Genomic DNA, 24625 nt, shown 5'->3' with positions numbered 1-24625 from the left:
CGCGGTTTACTGCTTGAGGCTGAGCGAACCGTCGGCGACGGAATAGGAGGCGAGCTTCTGCAGGAAACTCATGCCGACCAGCGTCGTCGTCAGCGCATTGTCCCTCAGGACGAAGGCTTCGACATCGCGCACGCGAATGCCGCCGATTTCGACCCGGTCGAGTGTCACATGCGCGGCCTTCGTCTGGCCGTTCGCAGTGTTCACCCCGTAACGGAAATCGAGTTGGTTGGCGGTGAAGCCCAGCCGGCGGGCCAGCGTCTCGTTGAGCGCCACATAGGTGGCGCCGGTATCGATCAGGCCCTGCACCGGCTTGCCGTTGATCTTGAAGCTGCCGGTATAGTGGCCCTGCGCATCGGCCTGCAGCCGGATCGCATTGCTGCCAGAGACGGGCGCGGGTACTGCGGCCTCATCGCTTTCGGTCGATACGTAATTGGCGGAGAGAGCGTCAGCAGGCTGCTGGCTGGTGCTTCCGAAGAAGGAAGGCACCTGTGTGGCGAGCACCGCGGCGATGCTGGCGAATAGGACGGTACGCACGAGCATGAAACAGAAATCCTTCCTGTATAAACCCGGCATCATGCAGGGCCTCATGCTTCAGGCTTCCTAAACCTCAAGTGCTGATAAGTTGCTAATATCGACGACAAAAGGCCCGGCTTGAACCACCGGGCCGCAAAGTCTTTCGATTTGGTAAAAGAAGGTTGAAATTACTTGGTGCCGTACATGCGGTCGCCGGCATCGCCGAGACCGGGCACGATATAGCCCTTCTCGTTGAGATGGCTATCGATCGACGCGGTGAAGACCGGAACATCGGGATGCGCGGCGCGAAAGTTGCGGATGCCTTCCGGGGCGGCAAGCAGGCAGAGGAAGCGGATATTGTGGGCGCCGCGTTCCTTGAGCTTGTCGATTGCCGCGATCGAGGAATTGCCGGTCGCAAGCATCGGGTCTACGACGATGATCAGCCGCTCGGCCACGTCCTCCGGCGCCTTGAAGTAATATTCGACCGGCTGCAGCGTCTCGTGGTCGCGGTAGACGCCGATATGCGAGACGCGGGCGGACGGCACGAGATCGAGCATGCCTTCGAGCAGTCCGTTGCCGGCGCGCAGGATCGAGGCGAAGACCAGCTTCTTGCCCTCGAGGATCGGCGATTCCATCGTCTGCAGCGGCGTCTCGATCGTTTCCATCGTCAGTTCGAGATCGCGGGTGACCTCGTAACAGAGCAGCGTCGAGATTTCGCGCAGCAAGCGCCGGAAACTTCCCGTCGATGTCTCCTTGCGCCGCATGATGGTGAGCTTGTGCTGCACAAGCGGATGATCGATGACTGTGACGCCGTCCATGGGGAAGCCTTTCATTCTTTCTATCGAATGTTTCTTTCACGGAAATCGGCCAGACCGCAAGAGTGGCGGCCAATCTTCCCCAGCCTCTCGCCCTCAAATTCGGGCGAGCAGGGCCTTGCGTGTCTCATCGTCGACGAAGGCGGCTTCGATCGCCGTGCGCGTCATGGCATCGATCTCGGCGTCGCTGAAACCGAAGGTCCCGGCGGCAAGTTCGTATTCCCGCTTGAGCGAAGTATGAAAGAAAGGCGGATCGTCCGAGCTGATCGTCACCCGGACGCCCGCGTCCTTCAGCCGGCGCAGCGGATGGGAGGCGAAATCCGGAAAGACCCCGAGGGCGATATTGGAGCCCGGGCAGATCTCGAGCACGGTGCCGAGATCGGCAAGCCGTTTGACCAGATCGACATCCTCGATGGCGCGCACCCCGTGGCCGATGCGCGAGGGGCGCACCGCATCGAGCGCATCGGCGACGCTGAAGGCGCCGCAGACCTCGCCGGCATGGATGGTCAGCCCGAGGCCGGCCTCGCGGGCGATATCGAAGGCGCGGGCATAATCGGCGACGCGCCCCATGCGCTCCTCGCCGGCAAGATTGAAGCCGGTAATCAGGGGATTGCCGGCCTTTGCCGCATATTCGGCAGCACCAATCACGCTCTCCGGACCGAAATGCCGCTCGCCGGTGACGATCAGCCGGGCCTCAATGCCGTTCTTTTCCCTGGCCCGCCGGATGCCTTCGCAGATACCGGATATATAGGCATCGGCGCCGAGCCCGATGCGCTTGCCGTGGTCGGGCGAAACGATGAGCTCGCTGTAGATCGTATCGATGGCGGCGAGTTCGTCGAGATAGGTTTCGGTCAGAAGCGCATAGTCCTCCTCGGTCTTGTAGACCTCGGAAACCTTGTCGTAACATTCGAGGAAGCTTGCGAAATCATGCCAGACATAGGCGCCGTCGCGAAGCTGTGCGCTGATGTCGACGCCATATTTCTGCGCCTGCGCTGCGGTCAGAGCCGGCGGTGCTGCACCCTCCAGATGGCAGTGCAGTTCGACCTTCTTCAAATGCGATGTCACAGAAAACTCCTTCCGTGCGGCCCGGCCGGGATGCCGAGATGCCGGGCGATGCTCTCGCCGATATCGGCATAGCTGCGGCGCACGCCGATCGAACGCGACCGGATGCCGGGGCCATAAGCGATGACAGGCACACGCTCGCGCGTATGGTCCGTGCCGCGCCAGGTCGGATCGCAGCCATGATCGGCGGTGAGCACGACGAGATCGCCGGGCTTCAGTTTCTTGTGGACTTCAGGCAAGCGCGCATCGAAGGCTTCGAGTGCGGCTGCATAACCCGGCACGTCGCGGCGATGACCGTAGATCATGTCGAAATCGACGAAATTGGTGAAAACGAGATCGCCGTCCCCAGCCTCGTCGAGCGCCGCGAGGGACGCATCCATCAGCGCCTCGTTTCCGTTCGCCTTGATGACCTTGGAAATGCCCTGATGCGCGAAGATGTCGTCGATCTTTCCCACAGCATGCACATGCCGGCCGTGCTCGATCAGCCGGTCGAGTAGCGTCGGCTCCGGCGGCACCACGGAGAAGTCGCGCCGGTTTCCCGTGCGCTGGAAAGTAGAGGCGGACTGGCCGATAAAGGGCCGGGCGATGACACGGCCGATATTGTAGGGATCGAGCAGCCCCCGGGCCAAACGGCAGAAGGCGAGCAGACGATCGAGGCCGAAATGCTCCTCGTGCGCCGCGACCTGAAAGACGGAATCCGAAGAGGTGTAGCAGATTGGCTTGCCGGTGCGGATATGGTCCTCGCCGAGCCGGGCGATGATCTCCGTTCCCGAAGCATGGCAGTTGCCGAGGATGCCGGGCACGTCAGCCTCTCTGCATAGCGCCTCGATGAATTCGGCAGGAAAGGCGTCGCCCTCTATCGGGAAATAACCCCAATCGAAACTGACCGGTGTTCCCGCGATTTCCCAATGACCCGACGGCGTATCCTTGCCTCGGGAGATTTCGGTCGCAGCGCCATAAATGCCATAAACCTTCTCCGGGACGGGCATGCCGGCCGGAAATCGGCCGGAGGCGGATCGCGCGATTTGCATGAGCCCGAGTTCCGACATGTTGGGCAGGGAAAGCGGCCCTTCGCGCAATCCGGCGCGGTCTCCGGCTCCGGCTGCGCAGAACTCGGCGATATGGCCGAGCGTATCGGCGCCCTCGTCGCCATAGGCCGCCGCATCCGGCGCCCCGCCAATGCCGAAGGAATCCAGAACGAAAAGAAAGGCACGCGCCATTTTACACCCGAGAGAGCCGATCGCGGCCTCTGCAATATCGGAGGCGGCTGAAATCCAGCCATATAATGCTGCGGCCGGCTTGGCAAATTACAGCGCCGCGCGTCTTTTTCAGACGCGCAAAGGACACTGTAACACTTTGAATTGCTGCTATGCAGCAGAGAGGAGCAGGAGGCGGTCGTCAGCAGTCGCCGCAGGGGATCGAGTCGCCTTGCCGCTGGCGGTAGAAATAACTGCGGCTGATGGTGATCGTACGCATGCCATCCGGCATGAAGTTCGGGGCAAACAGGAACATCGTATAGGGGATGCTGAGTTCGGTACGGACCAGGAAACTGTTCGCCGTCTTCATATCCGCTGGCACGTTGCTCACCGTGGTGTTCTTGGCATAGGGCACCGTCCCATCCTTCGCCCAGGACCAGAGCACCTTCGCATTGGCACCGGCATCGATGGTGATCCCGGTGATCTTCAGCGTCAGCGACGTGGAGTTGTAGGGCACGAAGATCGCCGTTGCGACCGACGGCATCTGCGCGAGCGCGCTCTTGGTGACGGATTGCTGCTGGGTGACGAGGTCGGCCACCGTTCCTGCGGCGCGCGTCACGCGCTTGCTGACGCTGAGGCCGACGGTGATCTCGAAAGCGCCGATATAGAGCATCACGAGCACGGGAAAGAGGATCGCGAATTCGATCGCGCCGGCGCCCCTGCGGTCGCGGGCCAGCCGCCGCACCGTCAGGACCAGTCTGGTGAACGGGTTGCGCAACGCCATTATGGATACTGCTCATTCTGGAAGGCCGCGGTCGCGACGATCAGATATTGCCGCGGCATCGAACCGTCGGAGGGACGTATCGTGGTGATGTAAGGTCGGACCAGATCCGCGGTGATTTCCCAGCGGTAGTAGGCGCGCAGCATATTGATCGTGCCGGCGCCGCCCGGCGCATATTTGAAGGCCGCCGTGTTGATGTCGGCATATTTGTCGGTGGAAAGCTTGGGGATCGTCGTCGGAATGGCCGAAAAGGTGCTGAACGTCTGCACATCCACGTAGAGCTTGCTCGGCGTAGCGACTTCGCTCGCCGAGCAGCGGATCAGGATCGAGATCTCATCGCAGAAAGCCTGCCGGAACTGCGCCTGGTTCATATCGGTCGTGCGGCCGAGATTATAGGTGATCTGCCCGGTTCGCATCCGGCGGCTCATCGTATCGACAGCATTGGAGACAAGTTCTTCGGCGGCGAAGGCGACGAAAGTTTCGAGGATTGCGAAAATCACCAGGAAATAGGGAATGGCGAGCAGGGCGAATTCGATCGCCGCAGCACCCTCGCGTGAGCGGGCGAGACCGCGAAACCGTAAGAAGCGGAACGGCGCAACAGCGCGCCCCTTATCCGTCTGCTGATCGATTGTCATCATTGCCTGGACCCGAGCGACATTCTCAGTCGTCAGACTAAGGTCCGTTCGTTGATTTTCCGTTTCAACCTGACACGAGGATTTTAACGAATGGCCGAGGAAGCTCCGAAATATACTCAGGGTGAGGCGGTCGCGGTGGCCGCTTGCTGCGCATGCTGCTCGCAATTCGGCGTGCAGGACAGCACGGAGCGCTGCGTCTGCCGGTAGACGCGTACCGTATTGCCCTCGTCGATCGACACCAGGATGCGTTCGTCGAGGATCGCATTGCCGTCGGCATCGAGAAGCACCAGATTGGTGGTGCCGAAGCTGCGTCCCGTCAGCACGATGGTCTTGGCGTCGGCGACCGTTGCATCGGCGACTGCGGCATTGCCGACAATCACCTTGCTGACGGGGCGGTCGAGTTTCAAGACGCGCGCGTGATCCATATAGACGCGCAGCATGTCATCGTCTGCGGCCGCGGAAACTCCCGAAATACCGAAAACGGCGATCATGCCGGCAAAGAAAATGGTTTTGCCGCTCGATGACATTGGGTCCTCTTTCATGATCACAGCGCAATATCCGCATAGAATGGAAAGAAATGGTGAACGAAGCCTTAAGCCTACCGCTCTGTTCCAGGATGAAGCGCAATGCTCCGATTTGGTACGGTCTCTGGGCGGCGCACGCCTCGGTTGGAAGCGGAATTTGTGCTATTTCCGGATGAATGCTGCGGTTATATCAGGAATATTGTTAAATATTGAGGTAAGCGCGTAAGAAAATACTGACTCTACAAAGGCCTGTTGTCTCGTTCACATGTCGTTAACTCTTTTCCTTAAGCCGATGGAAACGGCCATTCGCTAGGTTGCAGTCATCCGATCAACGGCAAACAGTTGGCGGACGTGCTGAACATCAACTGGAGTTAGGAGTTACCATGACCAAGCTTTTTAGCCGTTTTCTGAAGGACGAATCCGGCGCGACCGCAATCGAATACGGACTGATCGCCGCCCTCATTTCCGTAGCGCTCATCACCGGCGCAACGAGCCTTGGCGGCAAGATCGGCAACGTGTTTAACGGCTTGAGCACCAAGATGGACACCTCGGTCACCGCGAGCGGCAGCTAAGATAGCTGTTGCGTGACGGCATTCGCATATGCCGGCCGGATTTTCTCCGGCCGAACTATCCGAGCGGGCTCACAGGCTGAACAGCCGTGAGCCTTTTCGCATCATGTCTTGATCGGATATACGCATGATCGCAGCTGCAGTTTTCCTGATACTGCCACTCTGCCTCGCCATGGCGGCGTTCTCGGATCTGTTCACCATGACGATCCCGAACCGCATTTCCGTGATCCTGACCGCCTCTTTCCTCGTCCTCGCGCCGTTCTCCGGCTTGGGACTGGAAATGATCGGCATGCATCTTGCCGGCGCCGCCATCGTCTTCAGCGCCTGCTTTGCTCTCTTTGCATTCAATGTGATGGGCGGCGGAGATGCCAAGCTGTTGAGCGCCACCGCGCTCTGGTTCGGTCTGAATGAATCGCTGCTTTTCCTGATGACCGATGTCGCCGCGATCGGCGGTCTCATCACCTTGCTCATCCTGCTGGTGAGAACGCAGTCCAATACTATTCTCGCCATCGGCCTGCCAGTGCCGAACTCGGTCCTGCTCGCCAAGAAGATCCCCTACGGCATCGCGATCGCAATCGGCGGCTTCATGGCCTTCCCTTCCTCGCCGCTGTTCCTCGCGGCACTGGAAAGCCTGAAATAACGGCATTTTAAATGCCCGTTAACTTAAAATGTAAGCGTTCCATTAACCATAATTATACCAATTGCTGAGCATTCTACAGGGCGAACATATCGTGCCCTGAGGAATGATCGATGAAACCGGCTCGCCTTATAATCCTAGCTGTCGCCGTGGTGGCAGCCGGCCTCGCCGGCCTCCTGGCAATGCAAATGGCGGGCAGCGGCGGTGTCGTTACCCAGGTCCGCTCGGTCGTCGAGAAGGAACCGACCGTCAACATCCTCGTCTCGAGCGGCAATCTGTCGGTCGGCGCAAGGCTGGATGACCAGGCGGTGCATTGGATGGCCTGGCCGCAGGGCGGCGTCGTTCCCGGCCTCATCACCGAAACCGACAAGCCGGATGCAATCAAGGATCTGCAGGGCGCCGTCGTGCGTCTGCCGATCTTCGAAGGTGAACCGATCCGGCCGGAAAAGATCGCCGATTCCAGCAGCCGCATCCTCTCCTCGCTGTTGCCGGCCGGCAAGCGCGCCGTCGCGACTGAGATATCGGTGGCAACGGGCGCCGGCGGTTTCATCCTGCCGAATGATCGCGTCGACGTCATCATGGTCCGCAAGGGCGCGGAGGCCGACAAGCTCATCACCGAAACCGTGCTGAGCAATGTCCGCGTCCTCGCCATCGACCAGCAGATCCAGGAAAAGGACGATGGCTCGAAATCGGTGGTCGGTACAACCGCGACGCTCGAGCTCACGCCCGATCAAACGAAGGTTCTTGCCGTCGCCCAGCAGATGGCGGACCGGCTGTCGCTGGCGCTGCGCTCGGTCGCCGATGCGCAGGAGCAGGATACCAGCGCCGCCGACTATCTGCTGAGCGGCGACAACGGCAGTGCGATCATCCAGGTCATCAAATCGGGCGCCATCGTCACGGATGCGGGCGCCGCGCCGAAGGCGGAGTAAGGACGTGCAAATGGGCAATTCAACGCGGCGCGCCGGACCTCTCCTGACAGGTTGCCTTTCGCTGGCAATCGGCGCCTCTGGTATGGTGCCGGCCTCTTTCGCCCCACTCTTCGGTGCAGGCGAAGCGCGCGCCGATTCCGATAGCCTGGTCCGGATCTCGCAGACCGGCTCCAATGCCCATCGCCGGCTGAAGCTCGGGCTCAACAAGGCCGTCGTTGTCGATCTGCCGGAGGATGCGCATGATATCCTCGTCTCCGATCCGACCATGGCTGATGCCGTGACCCGCACCTCGCGGCGCATCTACCTGTTCGGCAAGAAGGTCGGCCAGACGAATATCTTCGTCTTCGGCGCCGGTGGACAGGAGATCGTCAATCTCGACATCGAGATCGAGCGCGACGTCTCCGGCCTCGAAGTCAATCTCCGCCGCTTCATTCCCGACTCCAACATCAACGTCGAAATCGTCTCCGACAACATCGTGCTGACCGGCACCGTGCGCACGCCGCAGGATGCCACACAGGCCGCCGATCTGGCACAGGTCTTCCTGAAGGGCGGCGAGGCGACGACCAGAACCGAAACGGCATCCGGCACCGGCGGCGACAGCTCTGTGGCGCTTTTTGCCGAAGGTCGCCAGAGTTCGCAGGTCGTCAACCTGCTGCAGATCGAGGGCGAGGACCAGGTCACCCTCAAGGTGACGATCGCCGAGGTCCGCCGCGAGGTGCTGAAGCAGCTCGGCTTCGACAATCTGGTTTCCAATTCTTCCGGCATGACGGTCGCTCAGCTCGGCAGTCCCAGCGCCGACAGCGCCGCGTCGACGGTCGGTGGCGGTCTGGCGGCGCTCTTCAAGAGCTCGATCGGCAAATACGACATTTCGACCTACCTCAACGCGCTGGAACAGGCCAAGGTCGTCAAGACGCTCGCAGAACCGACGCTGACGGCGATATCGGGCCAGGCCGCGACCTTCAATTCCGGTGGCCAGCAGCTTTATTCGACGACCGACAGCGACGGCAATGTCACCGTCGTACCGTTTAACTACGGTATCAGCCTCGCCTTCAAACCGGTCGTGCTGTCATCGGGCCGCATCAGCCTGCAGATCAAGACCAACGTCTCCGAACCGGTGGCCGGCAGCGGCAACGCCACCTATCAGCGCCGCTCGGCGGAAACCTCGGTGGAGCTGCCTTCGGGCGGCTCGATCGCGCTCGCCGGCCTTATCCGCGACAATGTTTCCCAGACGATGGGCGGCACGCCCGGTGTCTCAAAGATCCCGCTACTCGGGACGCTCTTCCGCCAGAAGGGTTTCGAGCGTCAGGAAACCGAGCTCGTCATCATCGCCACGCCCTATCTGGTGCGCCCGGTGGCGCGCAACCAGCTCAACCGGCCGGACGACAATTTCAGCCCTGAGAACGACGGTGCGACCTTCTTCCTCAACCGTGTCAACAAGGTCTATGGCCGCCGCGAGGCGCCCGTTGCAGACGCGCAGTTCCACGGCTCGATCGGGTTCATCTACAAATGAGCGGGGCACGATCGGCAGCAATGGCAGAAAACAGAGATCAGGCGATGGCCCATATGATTGCGACGACACCCCGCTTCGGAATCTCGAAGGCGTTTTTTGCGATGGCCGCCATGTCGATGGCAATCCTTTCCGGATGCGCCGGCCCGCATGACCAGCTGACGACCGGCGGCATTCCGGACGATTACCGCGCCCGCCACCCGATCATCGTCACGGAGGCGGAGCAGACGGTGGATATACCTGTTGCCTCCACCGATCGCCGCTTGACCATCGCCCAGCGCGACCTCATCCGCGGCTTTGCGGCAAACTATATCTCGCGCGCCTCCGGGCCAGTTTACGTGCTGTCACCGCAAGGCTCGCCCAATTCGGCGGCCGCCTATCAGCTGCGCAATCAGGTTCGTGCCGAGCTGACATCGAGGGGGATCGCAAGCTCGAAAATCGTCAACACCTCCTATGCCGCTGCCGGTCCCGGCGATGCGGCGCCGATCCGGCTGAGCTTTACCGGCACCACCGCGGTCACCACGCAATGCGGTCAGTGGCCGAAGGACATTTCGAACGATTTGACCAACCAGAATTACTATAATTTCGGCTGCGCTTCGCAGAACAACCTTGCCGCCCAGATTGCCAATCCGGAGGATCTGGTGGCACCCCGCGGCATGACCCCGATCGACGCACAGCGACGCAACAATGCCATCCAGGAATACCGCACGACGACATCGACAATCGAAGATGTCGGCAGCGACAGCAGCTTCTGAGGCGGAACGGGACGATGAGCGCGATCGAATACGAAATCAAAAACCCCAGCGAGCTTCGCAACGCCGAGGAGGCGGTGCGCATGGCGGATCTGGAAAACATGCGGCCGTTGCCGCGCATCTCCGTCCACGCCTTCTGCGAGAGCGAGGTCCTGCAGCATGTCATGGAACGCTGCGCCAATGATCGGCGCGTGGCGAAAGTCAGCATGCGCATCACCAGCGGCGGCATCGCCGCTGCCGCCAATATGTTTTCCGGCGCCCCGACGCCGAACCTCATCATCCTCGAGACCAAGGCGAATGCCGCGAACCTGCTCGGCGAACTCGCACCGCTCGCCGCCGTCTGCGATCCGACGACCAAGGTCGTCATTATCGGCTATTACAACGATATCGGGCTTTATCGCGAACTCATCCGCAACGGCATTTCCGAATATATGGTCCAGCCCGTCGCCATGCCCGATATCCTTGCGGCGATGGCCTCGATCTTCGTCGATCCGGAAGCCGAGCCGCTTGGCCGCAGCATCGCCTTCATCGGCTCGAAGGGCGGCACCGGCGCTTCGACCATCGCGCATAATTGCGCCTTCGGCATTTCCAATCTCTTCTCCACCGAGACGATCCTCGCCGATCTCGACCTGCCTTATGGCACGGCGAACATCGATTTCGACCAGGATCCGGCCCAGGGCATCGCTGAAGCGGTCTTCGCACCCGATCGTCTCGACGAGGTCTTCCTCGACCGCCTGTTGACGAAATGCTCCGAGCATCTGTCGCTGCTTGCCGCACCCTCGCTGCTCGACCGTGCCTATGATTTCGACGGCCAGGCCTTCCAGCCGGTGCTCGATGTTCTGCAGCGCAGCGCGCCCGTCACAGTGCTCGATGTCCCGCATGCATGGTCGGAATGGACGCGCTCGGTGCTGTCGAGCGTCGACGAGGTGGTCATCGCAGCGGTTCCCGATCTCGCCAACCTGCGCAACGCCAAGAATATGCTCGACGCGCTGCGCAAGATGCGGCCGAACGACCGGCCGCCGCATCTCATCCTCAATCAGGTCGGCATGCCGAAACGGCCGGAAATTTCGCCGTCGGATTTCTGTGAGCCGCTGGAGATCGATCCGATCGCGATCATTCCCTTCGACATCCATCTTTTCGGCAACGCCGCCAACAGTGGCCGGATGATCTCGGAAGTCGACCCGAAGTCGCCGACGGCGGAAACCTTTTCGCAGATATCGCACATCGTCACCGGCCGTGTCGCGATCAAGAAGGCGAGGAAGGGCGGCCTGCTGGGCCTCCTAAAGCGCAAGTAGACGATGAGCAATTCCAGCAAAAGCGGGAAGCGGCTTTGCGTCCGCAATTGCGTGAAAACGAACAGATAGAGCATTTCCATGACTCGGAGAGATCGGGAAATGCTCTAGAACGAGCAGATTGGATCGAGTGGCATGTTTGGAAAACGCGGAAATGAGGGTTCCGGAAAGGTCGGGGGGGCGATTGCTCCTCCGCCGCCGGCTCCGGCCGCCGCCCCTGCGGCCTCTTCCCCCTCCATTCTGGTCGAACCCTCGCGCGAGTCCGCACGCCAGCAGGTGACGCCGCCGCCGATGCAGACGCCGCAACGCAAGCGCCCGGCCCGCACCGATGAATATTACGACACCAAGGCGCAGGTCTTTTCCGCGCTGATCGACACGATCGATCTCTCGCAACTTTCCAAGCTCGACGGCGAAAGCGCCCGCGAGGAAATCCGCGACATCGTCAACGACATCATCACCATCAAGAACTTTGCGATGTCGATCTCCGAGCAGGAAGAACTGCTCGAGGATATCTGCAACGACGTCCTCGGCTACGGCCCGCTGGAGCCGTTGCTGGCGCGCGACGACATCGCCGACATCATGGTCAACGGCGCCGGTCAGACGTTCATCGAAGTCGGCGGCAAGACGATCGAATCGGAAATACGCTTCCGCGACAATGCACAGCTTCTCTCGATCTGTCAGCGCATCGTCAGCCAGGTCGGCCGCCGCGTCGACGAATCGAGCCCGATCTGCGACGCCCGCCTGCCGGATGGCTCGCGCGTCAACGTCATCGCGCCGCCGCTGTCGATCGACGGGCCGGCGCTCACCATCCGCAAGTTCAAGAAGGACAAGCTGACCCTCGATCAGCTCGTCCGTTTCGGCGCGATCACGCCGGAAGGTGCAACCGTGCTGCAGATCATCGGGCGCGTGCGCTGCAATGTCGTCATTTCAGGCGGCACCGGCTCGGGTAAAACCACGCTTCTGAACTGCCTCACCAACTATATCGACAGGGACGAACGCGTCATCACCTGCGAGGATACGGCCGAACTGCAACTGCAGCAGCCGCATGTCGTGCGTCTCGAAACGCGCCCGCCGAATATCGAAGGCGAGGGCGAGATCACCATGCGCGATCTCGTCAAGAACTGCCTGCGTATGCGTCCCGAGCGCATCATCGTCGGCGAAGTGCGCGGACCTGAAGTTTTCGACCTGCTGCAGGCGATGAACACCGGTCACGACGGTTCGATGGGCACCATCCACGCCAACACACCGCGCGAATGCCTGAGCCGTATTGAATCGATGATCGCCATGGGGGGCTTTACCCTGCCGGCAAAGACGGTGCGCGAGATCATTTCCAGCTCGGTCGACGTCGTCATTCAGGCGGCACGCCTTCGCGACGGTTCGCGCCGCATCACCCAGATCACCGAGGTGATCGGCATGGAAGGCGACGTCATCATCACCCAGGACTTGATGCGCTACGAGATCGATGGCGAGGATGCGAATGGCCGCCTGATCGGCCGGCACATGTCGACCGGCGTCGGCAAGCCGCATTTCTGGGATCGCGCCCGCTACTTCAACGAGGAAAAGCGTCTTGCCGCCGCCCTCGACGCGATGGAAGCGAAAACGAAGGAATAGGCGAGATGTTCGGGTTCGATCCGATAGTATTGGTAATCGTCGTCCTCGCCGCCGTCTCCGCGGCGGCGGTCGCCTATGCCCTGTTGTTTTCGAAGATCGAGGCCGACAAGAAATCGGCAAGCCGCATCAATCGCGTCAAATCGGCCGAAAGCGACCGGGTCAAGGTCAAGGCTGCCCGTGACCGGGTGCAAGAGCTGTCGAAGCGCCGTAAATCGGTGCAGGACAATCTGAAGGATCTGGAAAAGCGCCAGCACGAAAAGACCAAGAAGACCGTGTCGATGAAGGCGCGGCTGGTGCAGGCCGGCCTGACGATCACGGCGGCGAAATTCTATCTCATCAGCGCCGTCTTCGCCTCCATGCTGCTTCTCGTCGCCTTGGTCGTCGGCGCATCGTGGATGGTCATGGTCGGTATCGCCGTCGTCGCCGGTCTCGGCCTGCCGCGCTGGGTCGTTGGCTTCCTGATCAAGCGCCGCCAGACCAAGTTTTTGAACGAACTCCCCAATGCGCTTGACGTTATTACGCGCTCAATCAAATCGGGCCTGCCGCTCAACGATGCGATCCGCCTTATTGCCACCGAAGGCACCGAGCCTGTCAAGAGCGAGTTCCTGCGGGTGATCGAGGCGCAGCAGGTAGGCCTGAGTATCCCCGACGCCTGCGCGCGCATGACGATCCACATGCCGCTCCAGGAAGTCAACTTCTTCGCCATCGTCATCGCCATCCAGTCGCAGGCCGGCGGCAATCTGTCGGAAGCGATCGGCAACCTCTCCAAGGTGCTGCGTGAGCGCAGGAAGATGAAGGCCAAGGTCCAGGCGCTCTCGATGGAAGCCAAGGCGTCGGCCGTCATTATCGGGGCTCTGCCCTTCATCGTCGCGACGCTCGTCTACATGACGTCGCCGAACTACATGATGATCCTTTTCACCGATCCGCGCGGCCATTTCATCATGGGTGTCTCGGCGATCTGGATGTCGATCGGCATCTTCGTCATGCGCAACATGGTCAATTTTGACATCTAGCCGGAAGGACGCACCATGTCGCAGGATCTTGCCGCAACGCTGACCAATCCGAGCATGCTGATCGCCCTCTTCGTCGCGATTGCCGTCTTCGCCACTTTTTACACGATCGCCATTCCCTTTTTCGAGCGCGGCGATTTGAACAAGCGCATGAAGGCTGTTTCCACGGAGCGCGAGCAGATCCGTGCCCGCGAACGCGCCCGCATGAACACGGAAACCGGCGCCGGCAAGGCCTCGCTCAGGAACCAGAACAACCGCTCGGTCCGTCAGATCGTCGAGCGCTTCAACCTGCGCAAGGCGCTGGTCGACGAAAACACGGTCAACAAGCTGCGTGCCGCCGGCTTCCGATCGGAGAATGCGCTGAATACCTTCCTGGTGGCGCGTTTCCTGCTGCCTTTCCTGTTCCTGACGCTTGCCGCTGTCTGGGTCTTCGGCCTCGGCAATCTCGCCGAAAAGGGCACGCCGATCCGCCTCTTCGCCGTCATCGGCGTCGGTTATCTCGGCTTCTACGCGCCGAATATCTTCATCTCGAACCGCATGGGCAAGCGCCAGCACTCGATCAAGCGCGCCTGGCCGGATGCGCTGGACCTGATGCTGATCTGCGTTGAATCCGGCATCTCGATCGAGGCCGCGATGCGCCGTGTGTCGGAAGAGCTCGGCGAGCAGTCGCCGGCGCTTGCCGAGGAGATGGTGCTGACCACGGCCGAGCTTTCCTTCCTGCCGGATCGCCGTGCGGCGCTCGAAAATCTTGCCACGCGCACCCAGATCGAGCTGGTTCGATCGGTGACTCAGGCGCTGATCCAGGCCGATCGCTACGGTACGCCGGTTGCACAGGCGCTGCGCGTTCTTGCCCAGGAAGGACGCGACGAGCGCATGAACGAGGCGGAAAAAAAGGCTGCCGCCCTGCCGCCGAAGCTGACGGTGCCGATGATCCTGTTCTTCCTGCCGGTGCTGATCGCCGTCATTCTCGGTCCGGCCGGCATTCAGGTGGCAGACAAGTTCTGACGGTTGCGCCGGCGCCGGAAAGCGGATGCCGCTTTCGGCAGAAGACGATGTTGCCTCAAAGACCGTCGGCCGATCCGGAGCCTTCAAACATGCGTGACCAGCACCGGCATAGCTGGTAAACGGGACGGACGACCATCGGCAAGCGGATGCAACCGCAGTGCCCCTGGCGCGCGTTCAATCCAAAAGAGAGGTCTCCGATGTCTTCTGCGGGCATTTTCATCAGCATCTTGGCAGCCTTGGCGGTCGGCGCGATGAGCCCTGGGCCGAGCTTCGTCGTCGTCTCCAGGATCGCCATCTCGCGTTCCAGGCTGGATGGCCTTGCGGCCGCACTCGGCATGGGCGCCGGCGGTGTCGTTTTTGCCGTGCTGGCGCTTGCCGGGCTGACGGCGCTGCTGTCTCAGTTCGAATGGCTCTATGTCCTGCTAAAGATCGCAGGCGGCGCCTATCTCGTCTATATCGCCGTCAATATCTGGAGGAGTGCCGGTCAGCCGCTCGAAGTCTCTGACACCGTCAACGGCAACCGCGCGCTGAGATTGAGCTTCATGAATGCGCTGCTGACCCAGCTCAGCAACCCGAAGACCATCATCGTCTATGCCAGCCTCTTTGCGGCACTTCTGCCGAGGACGGTGCCGCTCGATCTCATCGTCGCGCTGCCGCTCGGCGTCTTTGCCGTGGAGGCGGGGTGGTATTCGATCGTGGCCTTCGCCTTTTCGGCCCGCCATCCGCGGCGCCTCTATCTTGCCGCCAAGGGCTGGATCGACCGGGCCGCTGGTGCCGTCATGGGCGGCCTGGGTTTGCGTCTCATTCTTTCAGGCCTGAGCGCCCGCTAAGATCAGGATCTGTCTGAAGGCGTAAGCCTTTCCGACGACATGATTCGGTCAGTTGGTGTTGCTGTCGCCTGCTGCTTGCGGCGTCTTGTCCTTGGCGGCGAGTTTCTGCCAGGAATTCTGCTGCGAGAGCATGCCTCTGAGATAGGCGACATTGGCATCGGCCTGCTGCGGCGAAAGTTCGCGCCGGGCTATCTGCTCGGCTTCCGGGAAACGCCCCTGTAGGCCGACGACCAGGGCAAGGTTCTGCCTGACGCGGCTGTCGGCAGTCGGCTGGCTGGCGGCGGAACGCAGGTAGGTTTCGGCCGTGCGCAGATCGCCGGTCAGCACGTAGGACATGCCGAGGTTGGAAAGGATGGAGGGCTCGTTCGGCTGGATGTCGAGCGCGTCGCGGTAGCGCTGCCGGGCATCACTTGCCCGGCCCATCTGGTCGAGGATCGCGCCCTGGGCGGAGATTAGCTTCCAGTCAGGACGGTCGGGCGTCTGGGCGCGGCCGATCGTGTCGAGCGCCTGCTGAAACTGGCCGGCCGCCGCCTGCGCCTTGCCGTAGGCGGCCAGCACGTTGCGGTCGGCGGGATTGGCGATCGCCACCTGCTGCATGACGGCGAGCGCCTGCGTGTCGCGACCGTTCATGCGCAGCAGATTGGCGTAGTTGACGCCGGTGACGGGATCGCGCGGGTTCTTTTCATAGGCCTGGCCGAGCCGGTCCGTCGCTGAGCGCAGCTCGATCGCGTCCATCTCTTCGACCGGCTTGGTGAGTTTCGGGACCGAGCCCGTTGTCATCCGGTCCTTGGTCGTCGAGCAACCGGCGAGTGCCAGGACGAGCAGCGATGCCGCAGCGCCCTGCAGGATACGATTCGTGAATGTGGTGGTGAGCGAGGCAGGCATGGCGCGTTCCTGGATTCCGAAATCGGCGCCTGACCTCGAAGCGGAACAGGGAAAGGTTTGACGCGTAATCTTCGCTCCAGCAATAGTCTGTTAACCCTAACAGACCGTTAAGGAACGATTCCTTGCGACCGCCGAAGGACAATCATGGCCCCCTATCAGTTTATCGAGAGACCGACTCCTTTCAACACGAAGGGCGGTTCGACGCTGCCGATCTTTGCCGTTACGCCTGCCCATATCGAGACCGGCACGATCGATCCGATCGCGCTCAATTGGGCGCGCAGGGCAGGCTACAAGGCCGAAAGCGGGTCGCTGCTGCTGATCCCGACGGCCGAAGGCCATCTCGGCGGCGCGCTTTACGGCCTCGGCACCAATCCATCCGAGCAGCCTTACATCACCGGCAGGCTCGCCCGTGCGCTGCCGGCCGGCGACTGGCACATCGAGACCGCGCCGCTGACGGCAAATCGCCTGGCCCTCGGCTTTGGGCTCGGCAGCTACCGTTTCGACCGTTACAAATCCGAAAAGTCGCCGGCGGCGACGCTGATGATCCCCCGCGATGCCGACGCAGCCGATATCAAGCGCCAGCTTGCCGGCGTCTTTCTCGCCCGCGATCTGATCAATACACCGACGAACGACATGGGGCCGAACCAGCTCGAGGCCGTTTTCCGTGGCCTGGCCGAACATTACAAGGCTGAGATATCGGTTATATCGGGCGACGACCTGCTCAAGCAGAACTTTCCGCTGGTCCATACCGTCGGCCGCGCCAGCGCCGATGCGCCGCGCCTGCTTGAGTTGCGCTGGGGCAAGAAGGGTCATCGCAAGGTGACGCTCGTCGGCAAGGGTGTCTGCTTCGATACCGGCGGTCTCGACATCAAGCCTGCCGCCTCGATGCTGCTGATGAAGAAAGACATGGGCGGCGCGGCGAATGTCATGGGGCTTGCCCTGATGATCATGGACGCCAAGCTGAAGGTCGATCTGCGCGTTATCGTTCCGGTCGTCGAAAACGCGATCTCGTCCAATGCCTTCCGCCCCGGCGACATCTACCGGAGCCGCAAGGGCCTGACCGTCCAGATCGACAATACCGACGCTGAAGGCCGGTTGATCCTTGCCGATGCGCTTGCCTATGCCGACGAGGAAGAGCCCGAGCTCTTGATCGACATGGCGACGCTGACCGGCGCTGCCCGCGTTGCGCTTGGCCCGGATCTCCCGCCCTTCTTCACCGACGACGCCAATCTGGCGCATGACCTGACCGAAGCAAGCCTGGAAACCGATGATCCGCTCTGGCGCCTACCGCTCTATTCCGGCTACGAAAAGGATATCCGCACCAAATTCGCCGATCTCACCAATGCGCCGGCCGGTGGCATGGCGGGGGCGATCACCGCGGCCCTCTTCCTCAAGCGTTTCGTCAGCAAGGCGAAGAGCTGGGTGCATTTCGATATTTTCGGCTGGGCTCCGTCCGAACGGCCGCATTCGCCGGGCGGCGGCGAGGCACAGGCGATCCGCGCACTCTTTCACCATATCCGCGAGAGCCTGCGCTGACGCCATCCGCAGAAAAGCGTTGAGGCGCGCCGCGTGTTCACGCGTTGCGCCTCGCTGCCGATCGTTAAAATTTTATTCACCTTGCCGGACAGCAATTTCCAGCGCCTCTTGCATGTCCACAGCAACTGCCGGAAAATGGAACGTTAGCGTAACGATCTTCCGGAGGGGCCGTGCCGATCGAACTGACCGCCTCGCAGGCGCTGGGGCTCTGGCATGGCGCGGCGCTCGATCAGGTCCGCCACGATGACCGCGATTTGACGTTGCGTCAGATGGCGATCCTGCTGCATATTTATCTGGTGCCGCCGCCGCACACGGTGCGCGGGCTTGCCGCCACGCTTGATGTCACCAAGCCGGTCATTACCCGCGCCTTGGATACGATGGGTGAGATGGGCCTGGTCGATCGTGTGCGTGACGATGCCGACCGGCGCAACGTGATCATCAAGCGCACCGTCGGCGGTGCGCTCTACCTGGAAAAGCTCGGCGATCTCATCCGAGATCAGGCTCGCCGGCTGCCGATCTGAAAGGAATGCGAATGACGATGCTCGACCGCCGCCTGCATGCTTACAGGTCTGATCTCGCGGAAGCGGGGCTCGAAGGCAAGGTTGAGGCGTCACGTTTTACGGAAGGCGCGCCGGCGCGTGTCGCCGTTCCTGTCCTGGCCGTGCGCCCTGAACCGGACCTTGCCCGCGGAATCGATACGGAACTGCTTCTCGGCGAGGATGTGACGGTTTTCGATCGCGCCGGCGGCTGGTGCTGGGTGAAAGCCGCTTCGGACGGGTATGTCGGCTATGTCAAGGCAGACGCGCTCTTGGAAGGCCGGCCGGCGCCGACCCATATCGTCACCGTGCAGCGCACCTTCCTCTATCCGGAACCGGAACTGCGCAAGCCCCACCAGGCCATCCTGTCGATGGGAAGCCGCGTCCACGTCGCCGGCGAGGCGGAGGCGCGCGGCAATCGCTATGTCGTGCTCGAGGACGGAACTGCGATATTCGCCAAGCACGTCCAGCCGATCGGCGCGCTCGATGGCGCCGATTATGTGGAGATCGTCGCCCGTTTCCTGGAAACGCCCTATCTTTGGGGCGGGCGTTCCGGCCTCGGCATCGATTGCTCCGGCCTCGTCCAGTTGGCGATGCTGATGACGGGCAGAGCTGCGCCGCGCGATACCGACCTGCAGGCGGCCGGCCTCGGCCAGCCGATCGATCGCTCCGAAATCCGCCGTGGCGACCTGGTCTTCTGGAAGGGCCATGTCGCCGTCTTCGAAGATCCGGAAACCATCCTCCACGCCAACGGTCATAGTATGACGGTGGCGCGCGAGAATTTCGAGGCCGCGGTCGAGCGCATCGGCTGGCTCTACGAGCAACCGACCGGCTATCGCCGCTCGATCAGCTGATCAGCCGATCGGAGGCTGCGGCCAGGATCTCACTCCGCCCGTCCAGTCCTCGAAGGCTTTCGACAGTCTCAGCACCCGCATATCGTCGAAGCGCGGCCCGACGATCTGCAACCCGATCGGCATGCCCGATCGGGAGAAACCGCAATTGATCGAGGCGGCCGGCTGCTCCGACATGTTCCACGGCACCGTGAAACCGATATGCTCGAACGGCAGTGCCGGATCATTGGTCGGAGATGCCCATTCGGCCGGATAGGAGATGATCGGATTGGTCGGCGAAAGCAGGGCGTCGACCTCGGTAAACAGCCGTCCGCAGCTCTTGCGCATCTCGATCGTCTGATTGAAGCCCTTGACCGCATCGACGCCGCTGATGTCGGCGCCGCCCATCGCCCAATCCCTGATATAGGGCAGGATGCTGTCGCGCCTGTTGTCGTCGAGATCCGCGATATCGCCCCAGAACCGGGACCGCCAGAAATTGTCGAGGCCATCCAGCATCGCGCGCGTCAGCACCGGCTGGACCGATAGAATGGTCGCGCCGGCCGCCTCGAATTGTTTCGCCGCCGCTTCCACCGCGGCCCTGATCTCGTCGTCCACCGCAAGGCCGCAGCCGGCATCGAGCATCAACCCGATCTTCATGCCCGACAGGTCGATGTCGAGATCCATCCAGTCGAAATCGTTCGGCGGCAGGCTGGTGCCGTCGCGCCAATCCGGCCGTGACAGCGTCGCCATCGAAAAGGTCGCATCCTCGACGGTGCGCGCCATCGGCCCGACGCAGCGCCCGACATAATAGGGATCGGCCGGAATGCGTCCATGGCTCGGTTTGAAGCCGAAGATGCCGGTCCAGCCGGCGGGAAGGCGCACCGAACCGCCGATATCGGTGCCGATATGCAGTGGTCCGTAGCCGGCCGCCGCCGCTGCGGAAGCCCCGGCACTCGATCCGCCGGGATTCTGCGTGGTGTTCCAGGGATTGCGGCTGAGAGGATGAAAGCTCGAAAGCCCGGAGGAAAGCATGCCGTAATCGGGGCAGGTGGTCTTGGCGAAGATCACCGCGCCATCTTCCCGCAGCCGGGCGGCGGCCGGCGCATCGGCGTCCGCGGGCCTCAGTTCCACCGCTCTCGTGCCTGATGGCACCGGCTGGCCCTTCGTGGCTATCAGTTCCTTCAGCGTCACCGGGATGCCGTCGAGGGAGCCAAGCGTTTCTCCCTTCGCCCAGCGCTCCGTCGACGCTTTCGCCTGCGCGCGCGCCGATTCCGGATCGTAGAGGTAGAGTGCCGAAATCGACGGCTCCCAGGCTGCTATATGATCCTCGAGAGACAGCCAGTATTCCAGGGGGGAGAGGCTCTTATCGGCGAAGCGTTGCCTGAGTTCGCGGATGGTAAGGTCGGTTTCGGTCATGGCATGGTCTTTCGGGCTCTTCGTCTTGGGAGGACATCAGCGGCTTGCCTCGCGCGGGTCGAGCAGATCGCGCAAACCGTCGCCGAGCATGTTGAAGCCGAAGACGGTGAGCGCGATGGCAAGACCGGGCAGGATCGCCAGCCAGGGGGCGAGCGCCAGATAGGTTTGCGCATCGCCAAGCATCCGGCCCCAGGTCGGCGCCGGCGGCGCCATGCCGAGCCCGAGGAAGCTAAGACCCGCTTCGGTGAGGATCGCCAGCCCCAGCTGGATCGCGCCATGCACGATGATCTGGCTGATGATATTCGGCAGCACATGGCGCAGCGAAATCGTCAGTCGCGTATTGCCGATGGCGCGCGCCGCCGTCACATAGTCGCGGCTCCAGGCCTGCAGCGAGGTCGCGAGTGTGACGCGGGCAAAGACCGGGATCATGAAGACGGCAATCGCCGTGATCGCGGTGAACCGCCCTGGCCCGAGAAAGGCGCCGAGCATCATGGCGGACAGGATCGGCGGCAGCGCAAAGATGACATCGCAGATGCGCATCAGCAGGGCTTCGAAAGGACCGCGGATCGCCGCCGCCGAAATACCTGATATCGAACCCAGCGTCCCGCCGATCATAACCGCTGTGATGGCGATTGACAGTGAATTCCAGCAACCTGCCATCAGCATCGAAAGCACGTCGCGGCCGAACTGGTCCGTGCCGAGCAGGCCGAAGGCAAGCGGCGGCTGCAGCTTGTGGATGATCTGCATTTTCGCCGGCGGCAGCGGCGTCCAGACGAGCGACAGCAGCGCGACGGCGACCAGCAGCCCGATGATCACAGTCCCTGAAATCAGGTTCATTCGCCGGCTAAGTCTAAAGATCCGGCGGCGGCTGGCAATTGCGGTGGATGCGATCGGTACCATGTTTCAGGCCGCCTTTCTCATCCTGGGATCAATCGCCAGATAGGAGAGATCGACGATGAAATTCATCACGATGACAAGGCCTGCGAAGAATAGCACGACATCCTGCATGACGATGACATCGCGCTGGGAGAGCGCCTGCAGCGCGAGCCGTCCGAGGCCGGGAAGGTTGAAGACGTTTTCAACCAGCACCGCGCCGGCGACGAGAAAGGTGAATTGCAGCCCGATCATCGTCAGGATGGGGATCAGCGCATTCGGCACGATATGCCGCCACAGCACCGCACTGCGGGAAAGCCCCTTGGCGACGGCAGTGCGGGCAAAATCCTCGTGCATCGTGTCGAGCACCGCTGAGCGCGCCACCCGCGTCAACACCCCCGCCTGCGGCATCGCCAGCGCGACGGCGGGCATAACCAGCGCCTGCAATGCCGGCAGCAGGCCGGCGCCCCAGCCCGGGAAGCCACCGGCCGGCATCAGCCCGAGCATCGTCGAAAACAGGATGATCAACAGCAGCGCCACCCAGAAGGCGGGCACGGCGATGCTGATCTGCGAAAACAGCGTCACCATGATGTCGAAGACACCGCCGCGGCGCGAGGCGGCCAGCACGCCGAGCGGCAGGGCAATCGCCACCGAAAGCACGATCGCCATCAGCGCCAGTGGCAGCGTTACCGCCAGCCGCTCGACGATCAACCCCGCGACCGGTACGCCATAGGTCAGGGAATTGCCGAGATCGCCTGATAGCACGCCGATCAACCATTGCCCGTAACGCAGCAGCAGCGGCTGCTCGAGGCCGAGACTGTGACGCAGCGCCGCAAGCGTCTCCGGCGTTGCCGAGGTGCCGAGCATGATCGAGGCGGGATCGCCTGGCAGAAGGTCCATGACGGCGAAGATCAGCAGCGAGACGACGACGAGCGTGACGATGAGACCGGCGAAGCGGCGGGCGAGGAGTGGGATCATGCGTGCCACGCTTTCGATGTGGCCTGGCGGCTCCCCCGCCCGCCCTCATTCCTGTGCTCGTCACAGGAATCCAGCCACGGGGCGTCTGCGCCGTGAATAACTCTCATGCGATGAGTAGCTGGTTCTCCCGCGCCCAAGGACTTGGGCGCACTGGATTCCTGTGACAAGCACAGGAATGAGGGAGCGAGAGGTTCGCGTGAGTCGACCATATCCGACTGTTCTGCTTCCGGCGCCAAGGCCATCACCTCATCACATCGCGCCTGACCTACCCCTCTCACTCGTCCCAGGAAACACCAGTCAGCACGTTGGAAGGGATAGGCTCGTTCTCCCACAGGCCCTTCAGCTTCTTGTCCCAGACGCCGAGTTTCGGCATGACGAAGAGGTAGAGCGCCGGCACGTCCTCGGCGAGGATCTTCTGCGCTTCGCCATAGATCGCATTCTGCGCGGCGGGATCGGTCGTCTCCTGAACCTTCTTCATCAGCGCGTTGAAAGCGGGGTTCTTATAATTGAAATAATAGGGATCGCGCGCATAGATGTCGATGTCGAGCGGTTCGGCATGGGCGACGATCGTCATGTCGAAGTTGCGGTCCTTCATGATGTCCTGGACCCATTTCGCCGGAAATTCCGTCGGCTCGATATTCATCGTCACGCCGATCTCGGCAAACATCGCCTGCATCACCTGGGCGCTGCGCGGCGCATAAGCCATCTGCGGCGATTTGATCGTGAAGGTGAAACCGTTGGGGTAGCCTGCTTCGGCAAGCAGCGCCTTCGCCTTCTCGACGTCGTAAGGCAGCACGCCTGTCATGTCCTGATAGCCCGGATCGTTCGGCGTGTAGTGGCTGCCGATCGGCGTGCCGAGGCCCGACCATGCGCCGTCGATCACCGTCTTGCGGTCGATCGCCATCATCAGCGCCTGGCGGACGCGTTTGTCGTCGAACGGCTTCTTGGCAGTGTTCATGCCGGCAACGACCTTGAGCTCGGTATTGCCGATCTTGGTGACGAGCCTCGCATCGCCGTCGAAAGAACTCATCAGCTCAGGCGCGGCAAATTCCGGAAAGGCATCGAGATCGCCGGATTTCAGCGCTGCCGCCTGCGCCTGCGGATCGGCGATGAAGCGGAAGGTCACCTTGTCGAGCTTGGCGGCCGCATCCTTGTTCCAATAATCGGCATTCCTGGTGAGTTCGACCTTGTCGCCCTTCGCCCAGCTGGCGAAACTGAAGGGGCCGGTCCCCACTGGCGTCGTCTTGTCGTCGGCAGCCGTCTTCGGTGCGACCATCACAGAGGCTGGCCAGCCGAGCCAGTAGATCAGGCTGCCGGTCGGCGCAGAGAGATGCAGCACCAGCGTTTCGGCATCCGGCGTATCGATCGAGGCGATCGAAGCGAAGAAGCGCTTCTGCGGATTGACCGAATCGGCGCCACGGGCACGGTCGAGCGAAAACTTGGCGGCAGTGGCATCGAAGGCCTCGCCGTCATGGAATTTGACGCCGGTCTGCAGCTTGAACGTATAGGTCAGGCCATCGGGAGAGATCTCCCAGTTTTTTGCCAGCTGCGGCTGGATCTTGCCGGACTGGTCGATCGTCACCAGCCCTTCGAACACGTTCTGCCAGGTCACCTGGCCGATCGCGACCGGTGCTGCGATCGTCGGGTCGAGACCGGCCGGCTCGACGCTCATGCCGAGATTGAGGGTAGTCTTTGCCGCCTCGGCCGGCGTCATCGCCGTCATCACCAGGCCGGCCGAAAGTGCGGCACCGAGCGAAAGCCGCCGGGCGAAACGCGCTGAAGGCGCAAGCGAAAACTTGATCATCATGTTCCCTTGTCTGGCCACGCTGCGATGGCAGGCCCTTTTGCGAATAGAGTGGCACTATGTCAGTGCACACACAATGACGATTTTGTGTGCTCAGTG

The 24625-nt window shown here is 62.0% G+C and carries 25 protein-coding genes; 13 read left to right on the top strand and 12 right to left on the bottom strand.

Annotation, left to right across the window (positions count from 1 at the left end; translation table 11 throughout):
- Positions 1-6 precede the first annotated feature (6 nt).
- From ACM5SV_RS17280 to ACM5SV_RS17250, 7 genes are all read right to left on the bottom strand, one after another.
- Positions 7-576 carry a TIGR02281 family clan AA aspartic protease gene (locus ACM5SV_RS17280; protein ID WP_017995705.1) on the bottom strand — a complete coding sequence of 190 codons (570 nt, stop codon included), beginning with the start codon at positions 574-576 and terminating at the stop codon, positions 7-9.
- 125 nt (positions 577-701) lie between these two features.
- The gene (gene upp, locus ACM5SV_RS17275; protein WP_012759721.1) at positions 702-1331 is read right to left on the bottom strand and encodes a uracil phosphoribosyltransferase; all 630 of its coding nucleotides are present in this window, start codon (positions 1329-1331) and stop codon (positions 702-704) included.
- A gap of 93 nt (positions 1332-1424) precedes the next feature.
- A complete protein-coding gene (locus tag ACM5SV_RS17270; RefSeq protein ID WP_012759722.1) occupies positions 1425-2393 on the bottom strand; it encodes an adenosine deaminase in 969 nt (322 codons plus the stop codon).
- Positions 2390-3610 (bottom strand): phosphopentomutase, encoded by a 1221-nt coding sequence (locus tag ACM5SV_RS17265; protein WP_012759723.1) that lies wholly within the window; start codon positions 3608-3610, stop codon positions 2390-2392. Before ACM5SV_RS17265 ends, ACM5SV_RS17270 begins: the two co-directional genes overlap by 4 nt.
- A 178-nt stretch (positions 3611-3788) precedes the next feature.
- On the bottom strand, positions 3789-4370 hold the full coding sequence (locus tag ACM5SV_RS17260; RefSeq protein WP_012759724.1) for a TadE/TadG family type IV pilus assembly protein: 582 nt from the start codon (positions 4368-4370) through the stop codon (positions 3789-3791).
- A complete protein-coding gene (locus ACM5SV_RS17255; protein ID WP_041935612.1) occupies positions 4370-5005 on the bottom strand; it encodes a TadE/TadG family type IV pilus assembly protein in 636 nt (211 codons plus the stop codon). Before ACM5SV_RS17255 ends, ACM5SV_RS17260 begins: the two co-directional genes overlap by 1 nt.
- Positions 5006-5118: 113 nt before the next feature.
- Complete coding sequence (locus ACM5SV_RS17250) at positions 5119-5529, bottom strand: pilus assembly protein N-terminal domain-containing protein (protein WP_003544493.1); 411 nt, start codon at positions 5527-5529, stop codon at positions 5119-5121.
- Positions 5530-5909: 380 nt separating this feature from the next.
- Between ACM5SV_RS17250 and ACM5SV_RS17245 the strand changes: the two genes are divergently transcribed.
- From ACM5SV_RS17245 to ACM5SV_RS17200, 10 genes are all read left to right on the top strand, one after another.
- Positions 5910-6098 carry a Flp family type IVb pilin gene (locus ACM5SV_RS17245; protein WP_012759726.1) on the top strand — a complete coding sequence of 63 codons (189 nt, stop codon included), beginning with the start codon at positions 5910-5912 and terminating at the stop codon, positions 6096-6098.
- 124 nt (positions 6099-6222) lie between these two features.
- Complete coding sequence (locus ACM5SV_RS17240; RefSeq protein ID WP_012759727.1) at positions 6223-6735, top strand: A24 family peptidase; 513 nt, start codon at positions 6223-6225, stop codon at positions 6733-6735.
- 110 nt (positions 6736-6845) lie between these two features.
- The gene (cpaB, locus tag ACM5SV_RS17235; RefSeq protein WP_012759728.1) at positions 6846-7661 is read left to right on the top strand and encodes a Flp pilus assembly protein CpaB; all 816 of its coding nucleotides are present in this window, start codon (positions 6846-6848) and stop codon (positions 7659-7661) included.
- A gap of 10 nt (positions 7662-7671) precedes the next feature.
- Entirely contained in the window at positions 7672-9171 is a 1500-nt protein-coding gene (locus tag ACM5SV_RS17230; RefSeq protein WP_012759729.1) for a type II and III secretion system protein family protein, read from the top strand.
- A complete protein-coding gene (locus ACM5SV_RS17225) occupies positions 9168-9923 on the top strand; it encodes a CpaD family pilus assembly protein (RefSeq protein WP_017995713.1) in 756 nt (251 codons plus the stop codon). The genes ACM5SV_RS17230 and ACM5SV_RS17225 overlap by 4 nt, the downstream gene beginning before the upstream one ends.
- 14 nt (positions 9924-9937) lie before the next feature.
- Positions 9938-11215 carry an AAA family ATPase gene (locus ACM5SV_RS17220; protein ID WP_012759731.1) on the top strand — a complete coding sequence of 426 codons (1278 nt, stop codon included), beginning with the start codon at positions 9938-9940 and terminating at the stop codon, positions 11213-11215.
- Between the two features lie 132 nt (positions 11216-11347).
- Entirely contained in the window at positions 11348-12823 is a 1476-nt protein-coding gene (locus ACM5SV_RS17215; RefSeq protein ID WP_012759732.1) for a CpaF family protein, read from the top strand.
- 5 nt (positions 12824-12828) lie between these two features.
- The gene (locus ACM5SV_RS17210; RefSeq protein ID WP_113546570.1) at positions 12829-13836 is read left to right on the top strand and encodes a type II secretion system F family protein; all 1008 of its coding nucleotides are present in this window, start codon (positions 12829-12831) and stop codon (positions 13834-13836) included.
- Positions 13837-13851: 15 nt separating this feature from the next.
- Positions 13852-14838 (top strand): type II secretion system F family protein, encoded by a 987-nt coding sequence (locus tag ACM5SV_RS17205; protein ID WP_012759734.1) that lies wholly within the window; start codon positions 13852-13854, stop codon positions 14836-14838.
- 197 nt (positions 14839-15035) lie between these two features.
- The gene (locus ACM5SV_RS17200; RefSeq protein ID WP_012759735.1) at positions 15036-15668 is read left to right on the top strand and encodes a LysE family translocator; all 633 of its coding nucleotides are present in this window, start codon (positions 15036-15038) and stop codon (positions 15666-15668) included.
- Between the two features lie 48 nt (positions 15669-15716).
- Here ACM5SV_RS17200 and ACM5SV_RS17195 read toward each other — a convergent pair whose 3' ends face one another.
- Positions 15717-16553, bottom strand: coding sequence for a tetratricopeptide repeat protein (locus ACM5SV_RS17195; RefSeq protein WP_012759736.1), 837 nt, complete (start codon positions 16551-16553; stop codon positions 15717-15719).
- Between the two features lie 144 nt (positions 16554-16697).
- Here ACM5SV_RS17195 and ACM5SV_RS17190 point away from each other — a divergent pair, with 144 nt between their 5' ends.
- The 3 genes from ACM5SV_RS17190 (at position 16698) to ACM5SV_RS17180 (ending at position 19479) form a co-directional block, all read left to right on the top strand.
- The gene (locus ACM5SV_RS17190; protein ID WP_012759737.1) at positions 16698-18089 is read left to right on the top strand and encodes a leucyl aminopeptidase; all 1392 of its coding nucleotides are present in this window, start codon (positions 16698-16700) and stop codon (positions 18087-18089) included.
- A 170-nt stretch (positions 18090-18259) separates the two neighbouring features.
- Positions 18260-18610: a MarR family transcriptional regulator gene (locus tag ACM5SV_RS17185; RefSeq protein WP_003544522.1), complete on the top strand. Its 351-nt coding sequence runs from the start codon at positions 18260-18262 to the stop codon at positions 18608-18610.
- 11 nt (positions 18611-18621) lie between these two features.
- On the top strand, positions 18622-19479 hold the full coding sequence (locus tag ACM5SV_RS17180; protein ID WP_221967724.1) for an NlpC/P60 family protein: 858 nt from the start codon (positions 18622-18624) through the stop codon (positions 19477-19479).
- Here the strand turns inward: ACM5SV_RS17180 and ACM5SV_RS17175 are convergent, their stop codons facing one another.
- The 4 genes from ACM5SV_RS17175 to ACM5SV_RS17160 form a co-directional block, all read right to left on the bottom strand.
- Complete coding sequence (locus ACM5SV_RS17175) at positions 19480-20871, bottom strand: amidase (RefSeq protein WP_222015080.1); 1392 nt, start codon at positions 20869-20871, stop codon at positions 19480-19482.
- Between the two features lie 36 nt (positions 20872-20907).
- Positions 20908-21771 (bottom strand): ABC transporter permease, encoded by an 864-nt coding sequence (locus ACM5SV_RS17170; protein ID WP_012759741.1) that lies wholly within the window; start codon positions 21769-21771, stop codon positions 20908-20910.
- A 3-nt stretch (positions 21772-21774) separates the two neighbouring features.
- Positions 21775-22722, bottom strand: a complete 948-nt coding sequence (locus tag ACM5SV_RS17165; protein ID WP_012759742.1) for an ABC transporter permease — start codon at positions 22720-22722, stop codon at positions 21775-21777.
- 274 nt (positions 22723-22996) lie between these two features.
- Positions 22997-24526: an ABC transporter substrate-binding protein gene (locus ACM5SV_RS17160; RefSeq protein ID WP_012759743.1), complete on the bottom strand. Its 1530-nt coding sequence runs from the start codon at positions 24524-24526 to the stop codon at positions 22997-22999.
- Positions 24527-24625 lie beyond the last annotated feature (99 nt).

The sequence above is a fragment of the Rhizobium sp. CRRU65 genome (assembly GCF_048551595.1).
GTDB lineage: Bacteria > Pseudomonadota > Alphaproteobacteria > Rhizobiales > Rhizobiaceae > Rhizobium > Rhizobium leguminosarum_J.
The sequence above is the reverse complement of the archived record's forward strand: the minus strand, read 5'-3'. Positions and strand labels throughout refer to the sequence as shown.

Coding starts and splice junctions, on each gene's coding strand:
- ACM5SV_RS17165 (WP_012759742.1), bottom strand. CDS start 22,722: ATGATCCCACTCCTCGCCCGCCGCTTCGCCGGTCTCATCGTCACGCTC.
- ACM5SV_RS17200 (WP_012759735.1), top strand. CDS start 15,036: ATGTCTTCTGCGGGCATTTTCATCAGCATCTTGGCAGCCTTGGCGGTC.
- ACM5SV_RS17225 (WP_017995713.1), top strand. CDS start 9,168: ATGAGCGGGGCACGATCGGCAGCAATGGCAGAAAACAGAGATCAGGCG.
- ACM5SV_RS17250 (WP_003544493.1), bottom strand. CDS start 5,529: ATGTCATCGAGCGGCAAAACCATTTTCTTTGCCGGCATGATCGCCGTT.
- ACM5SV_RS17180 (WP_221967724.1), top strand. CDS start 18,622: ATGACGATGCTCGACCGCCGCCTGCATGCTTACAGGTCTGATCTCGCG.
- cpaB (WP_012759728.1), top strand. CDS start 6,846: ATGAAACCGGCTCGCCTTATAATCCTAGCTGTCGCCGTGGTGGCAGCC.
- ACM5SV_RS17245 (WP_012759726.1), top strand. CDS start 5,910: ATGACCAAGCTTTTTAGCCGTTTTCTGAAGGACGAATCCGGCGCGACC.
- ACM5SV_RS17260 (WP_012759724.1), bottom strand. CDS start 4,370: ATGGCGTTGCGCAACCCGTTCACCAGACTGGTCCTGACGGTGCGGCGG.
- upp (WP_012759721.1), bottom strand. CDS start 1,331: ATGGACGGCGTCACAGTCATCGATCATCCGCTTGTGCAGCACAAGCTC.
- ACM5SV_RS17170 (WP_012759741.1), bottom strand. CDS start 21,771: ATGGTACCGATCGCATCCACCGCAATTGCCAGCCGCCGCCGGATCTTT.
- ACM5SV_RS17205 (WP_012759734.1), top strand. CDS start 13,852: ATGTCGCAGGATCTTGCCGCAACGCTGACCAATCCGAGCATGCTGATC.
- ACM5SV_RS17255 (WP_041935612.1), bottom strand. CDS start 5,005: ATGATGACAATCGATCAGCAGACGGATAAGGGGCGCGCTGTTGCGCCG.
- ACM5SV_RS17230 (WP_012759729.1), top strand. CDS start 7,672: ATGGGCAATTCAACGCGGCGCGCCGGACCTCTCCTGACAGGTTGCCTT.
- ACM5SV_RS17240 (WP_012759727.1), top strand. CDS start 6,223: ATGATCGCAGCTGCAGTTTTCCTGATACTGCCACTCTGCCTCGCCATG.
- ACM5SV_RS17265 (WP_012759723.1), bottom strand. CDS start 3,610: ATGGCGCGTGCCTTTCTTTTCGTTCTGGATTCCTTCGGCATTGGCGGG.
- ACM5SV_RS17215 (WP_012759732.1), top strand. CDS start 11,348: ATGTTTGGAAAACGCGGAAATGAGGGTTCCGGAAAGGTCGGGGGGGCG.
- ACM5SV_RS17190 (WP_012759737.1), top strand. CDS start 16,698: ATGGCCCCCTATCAGTTTATCGAGAGACCGACTCCTTTCAACACGAAG.
- ACM5SV_RS17210 (WP_113546570.1), top strand. CDS start 12,829: ATGTTCGGGTTCGATCCGATAGTATTGGTAATCGTCGTCCTCGCCGCC.
- ACM5SV_RS17160 (WP_012759743.1), bottom strand. CDS start 24,526: ATGATCAAGTTTTCGCTTGCGCCTTCAGCGCGTTTCGCCCGGCGGCTT.
- ACM5SV_RS17195 (WP_012759736.1), bottom strand. CDS start 16,553: ATGCCTGCCTCGCTCACCACCACATTCACGAATCGTATCCTGCAGGGC.
- ACM5SV_RS17175 (WP_222015080.1), bottom strand. CDS start 20,871: ATGACCGAAACCGACCTTACCATCCGCGAACTCAGGCAACGCTTCGCC.
- ACM5SV_RS17280 (WP_017995705.1), bottom strand. CDS start 576: ATGATGCCGGGTTTATACAGGAAGGATTTCTGTTTCATGCTCGTGCGT.
- ACM5SV_RS17220 (WP_012759731.1), top strand. CDS start 9,938: ATGAGCGCGATCGAATACGAAATCAAAAACCCCAGCGAGCTTCGCAAC.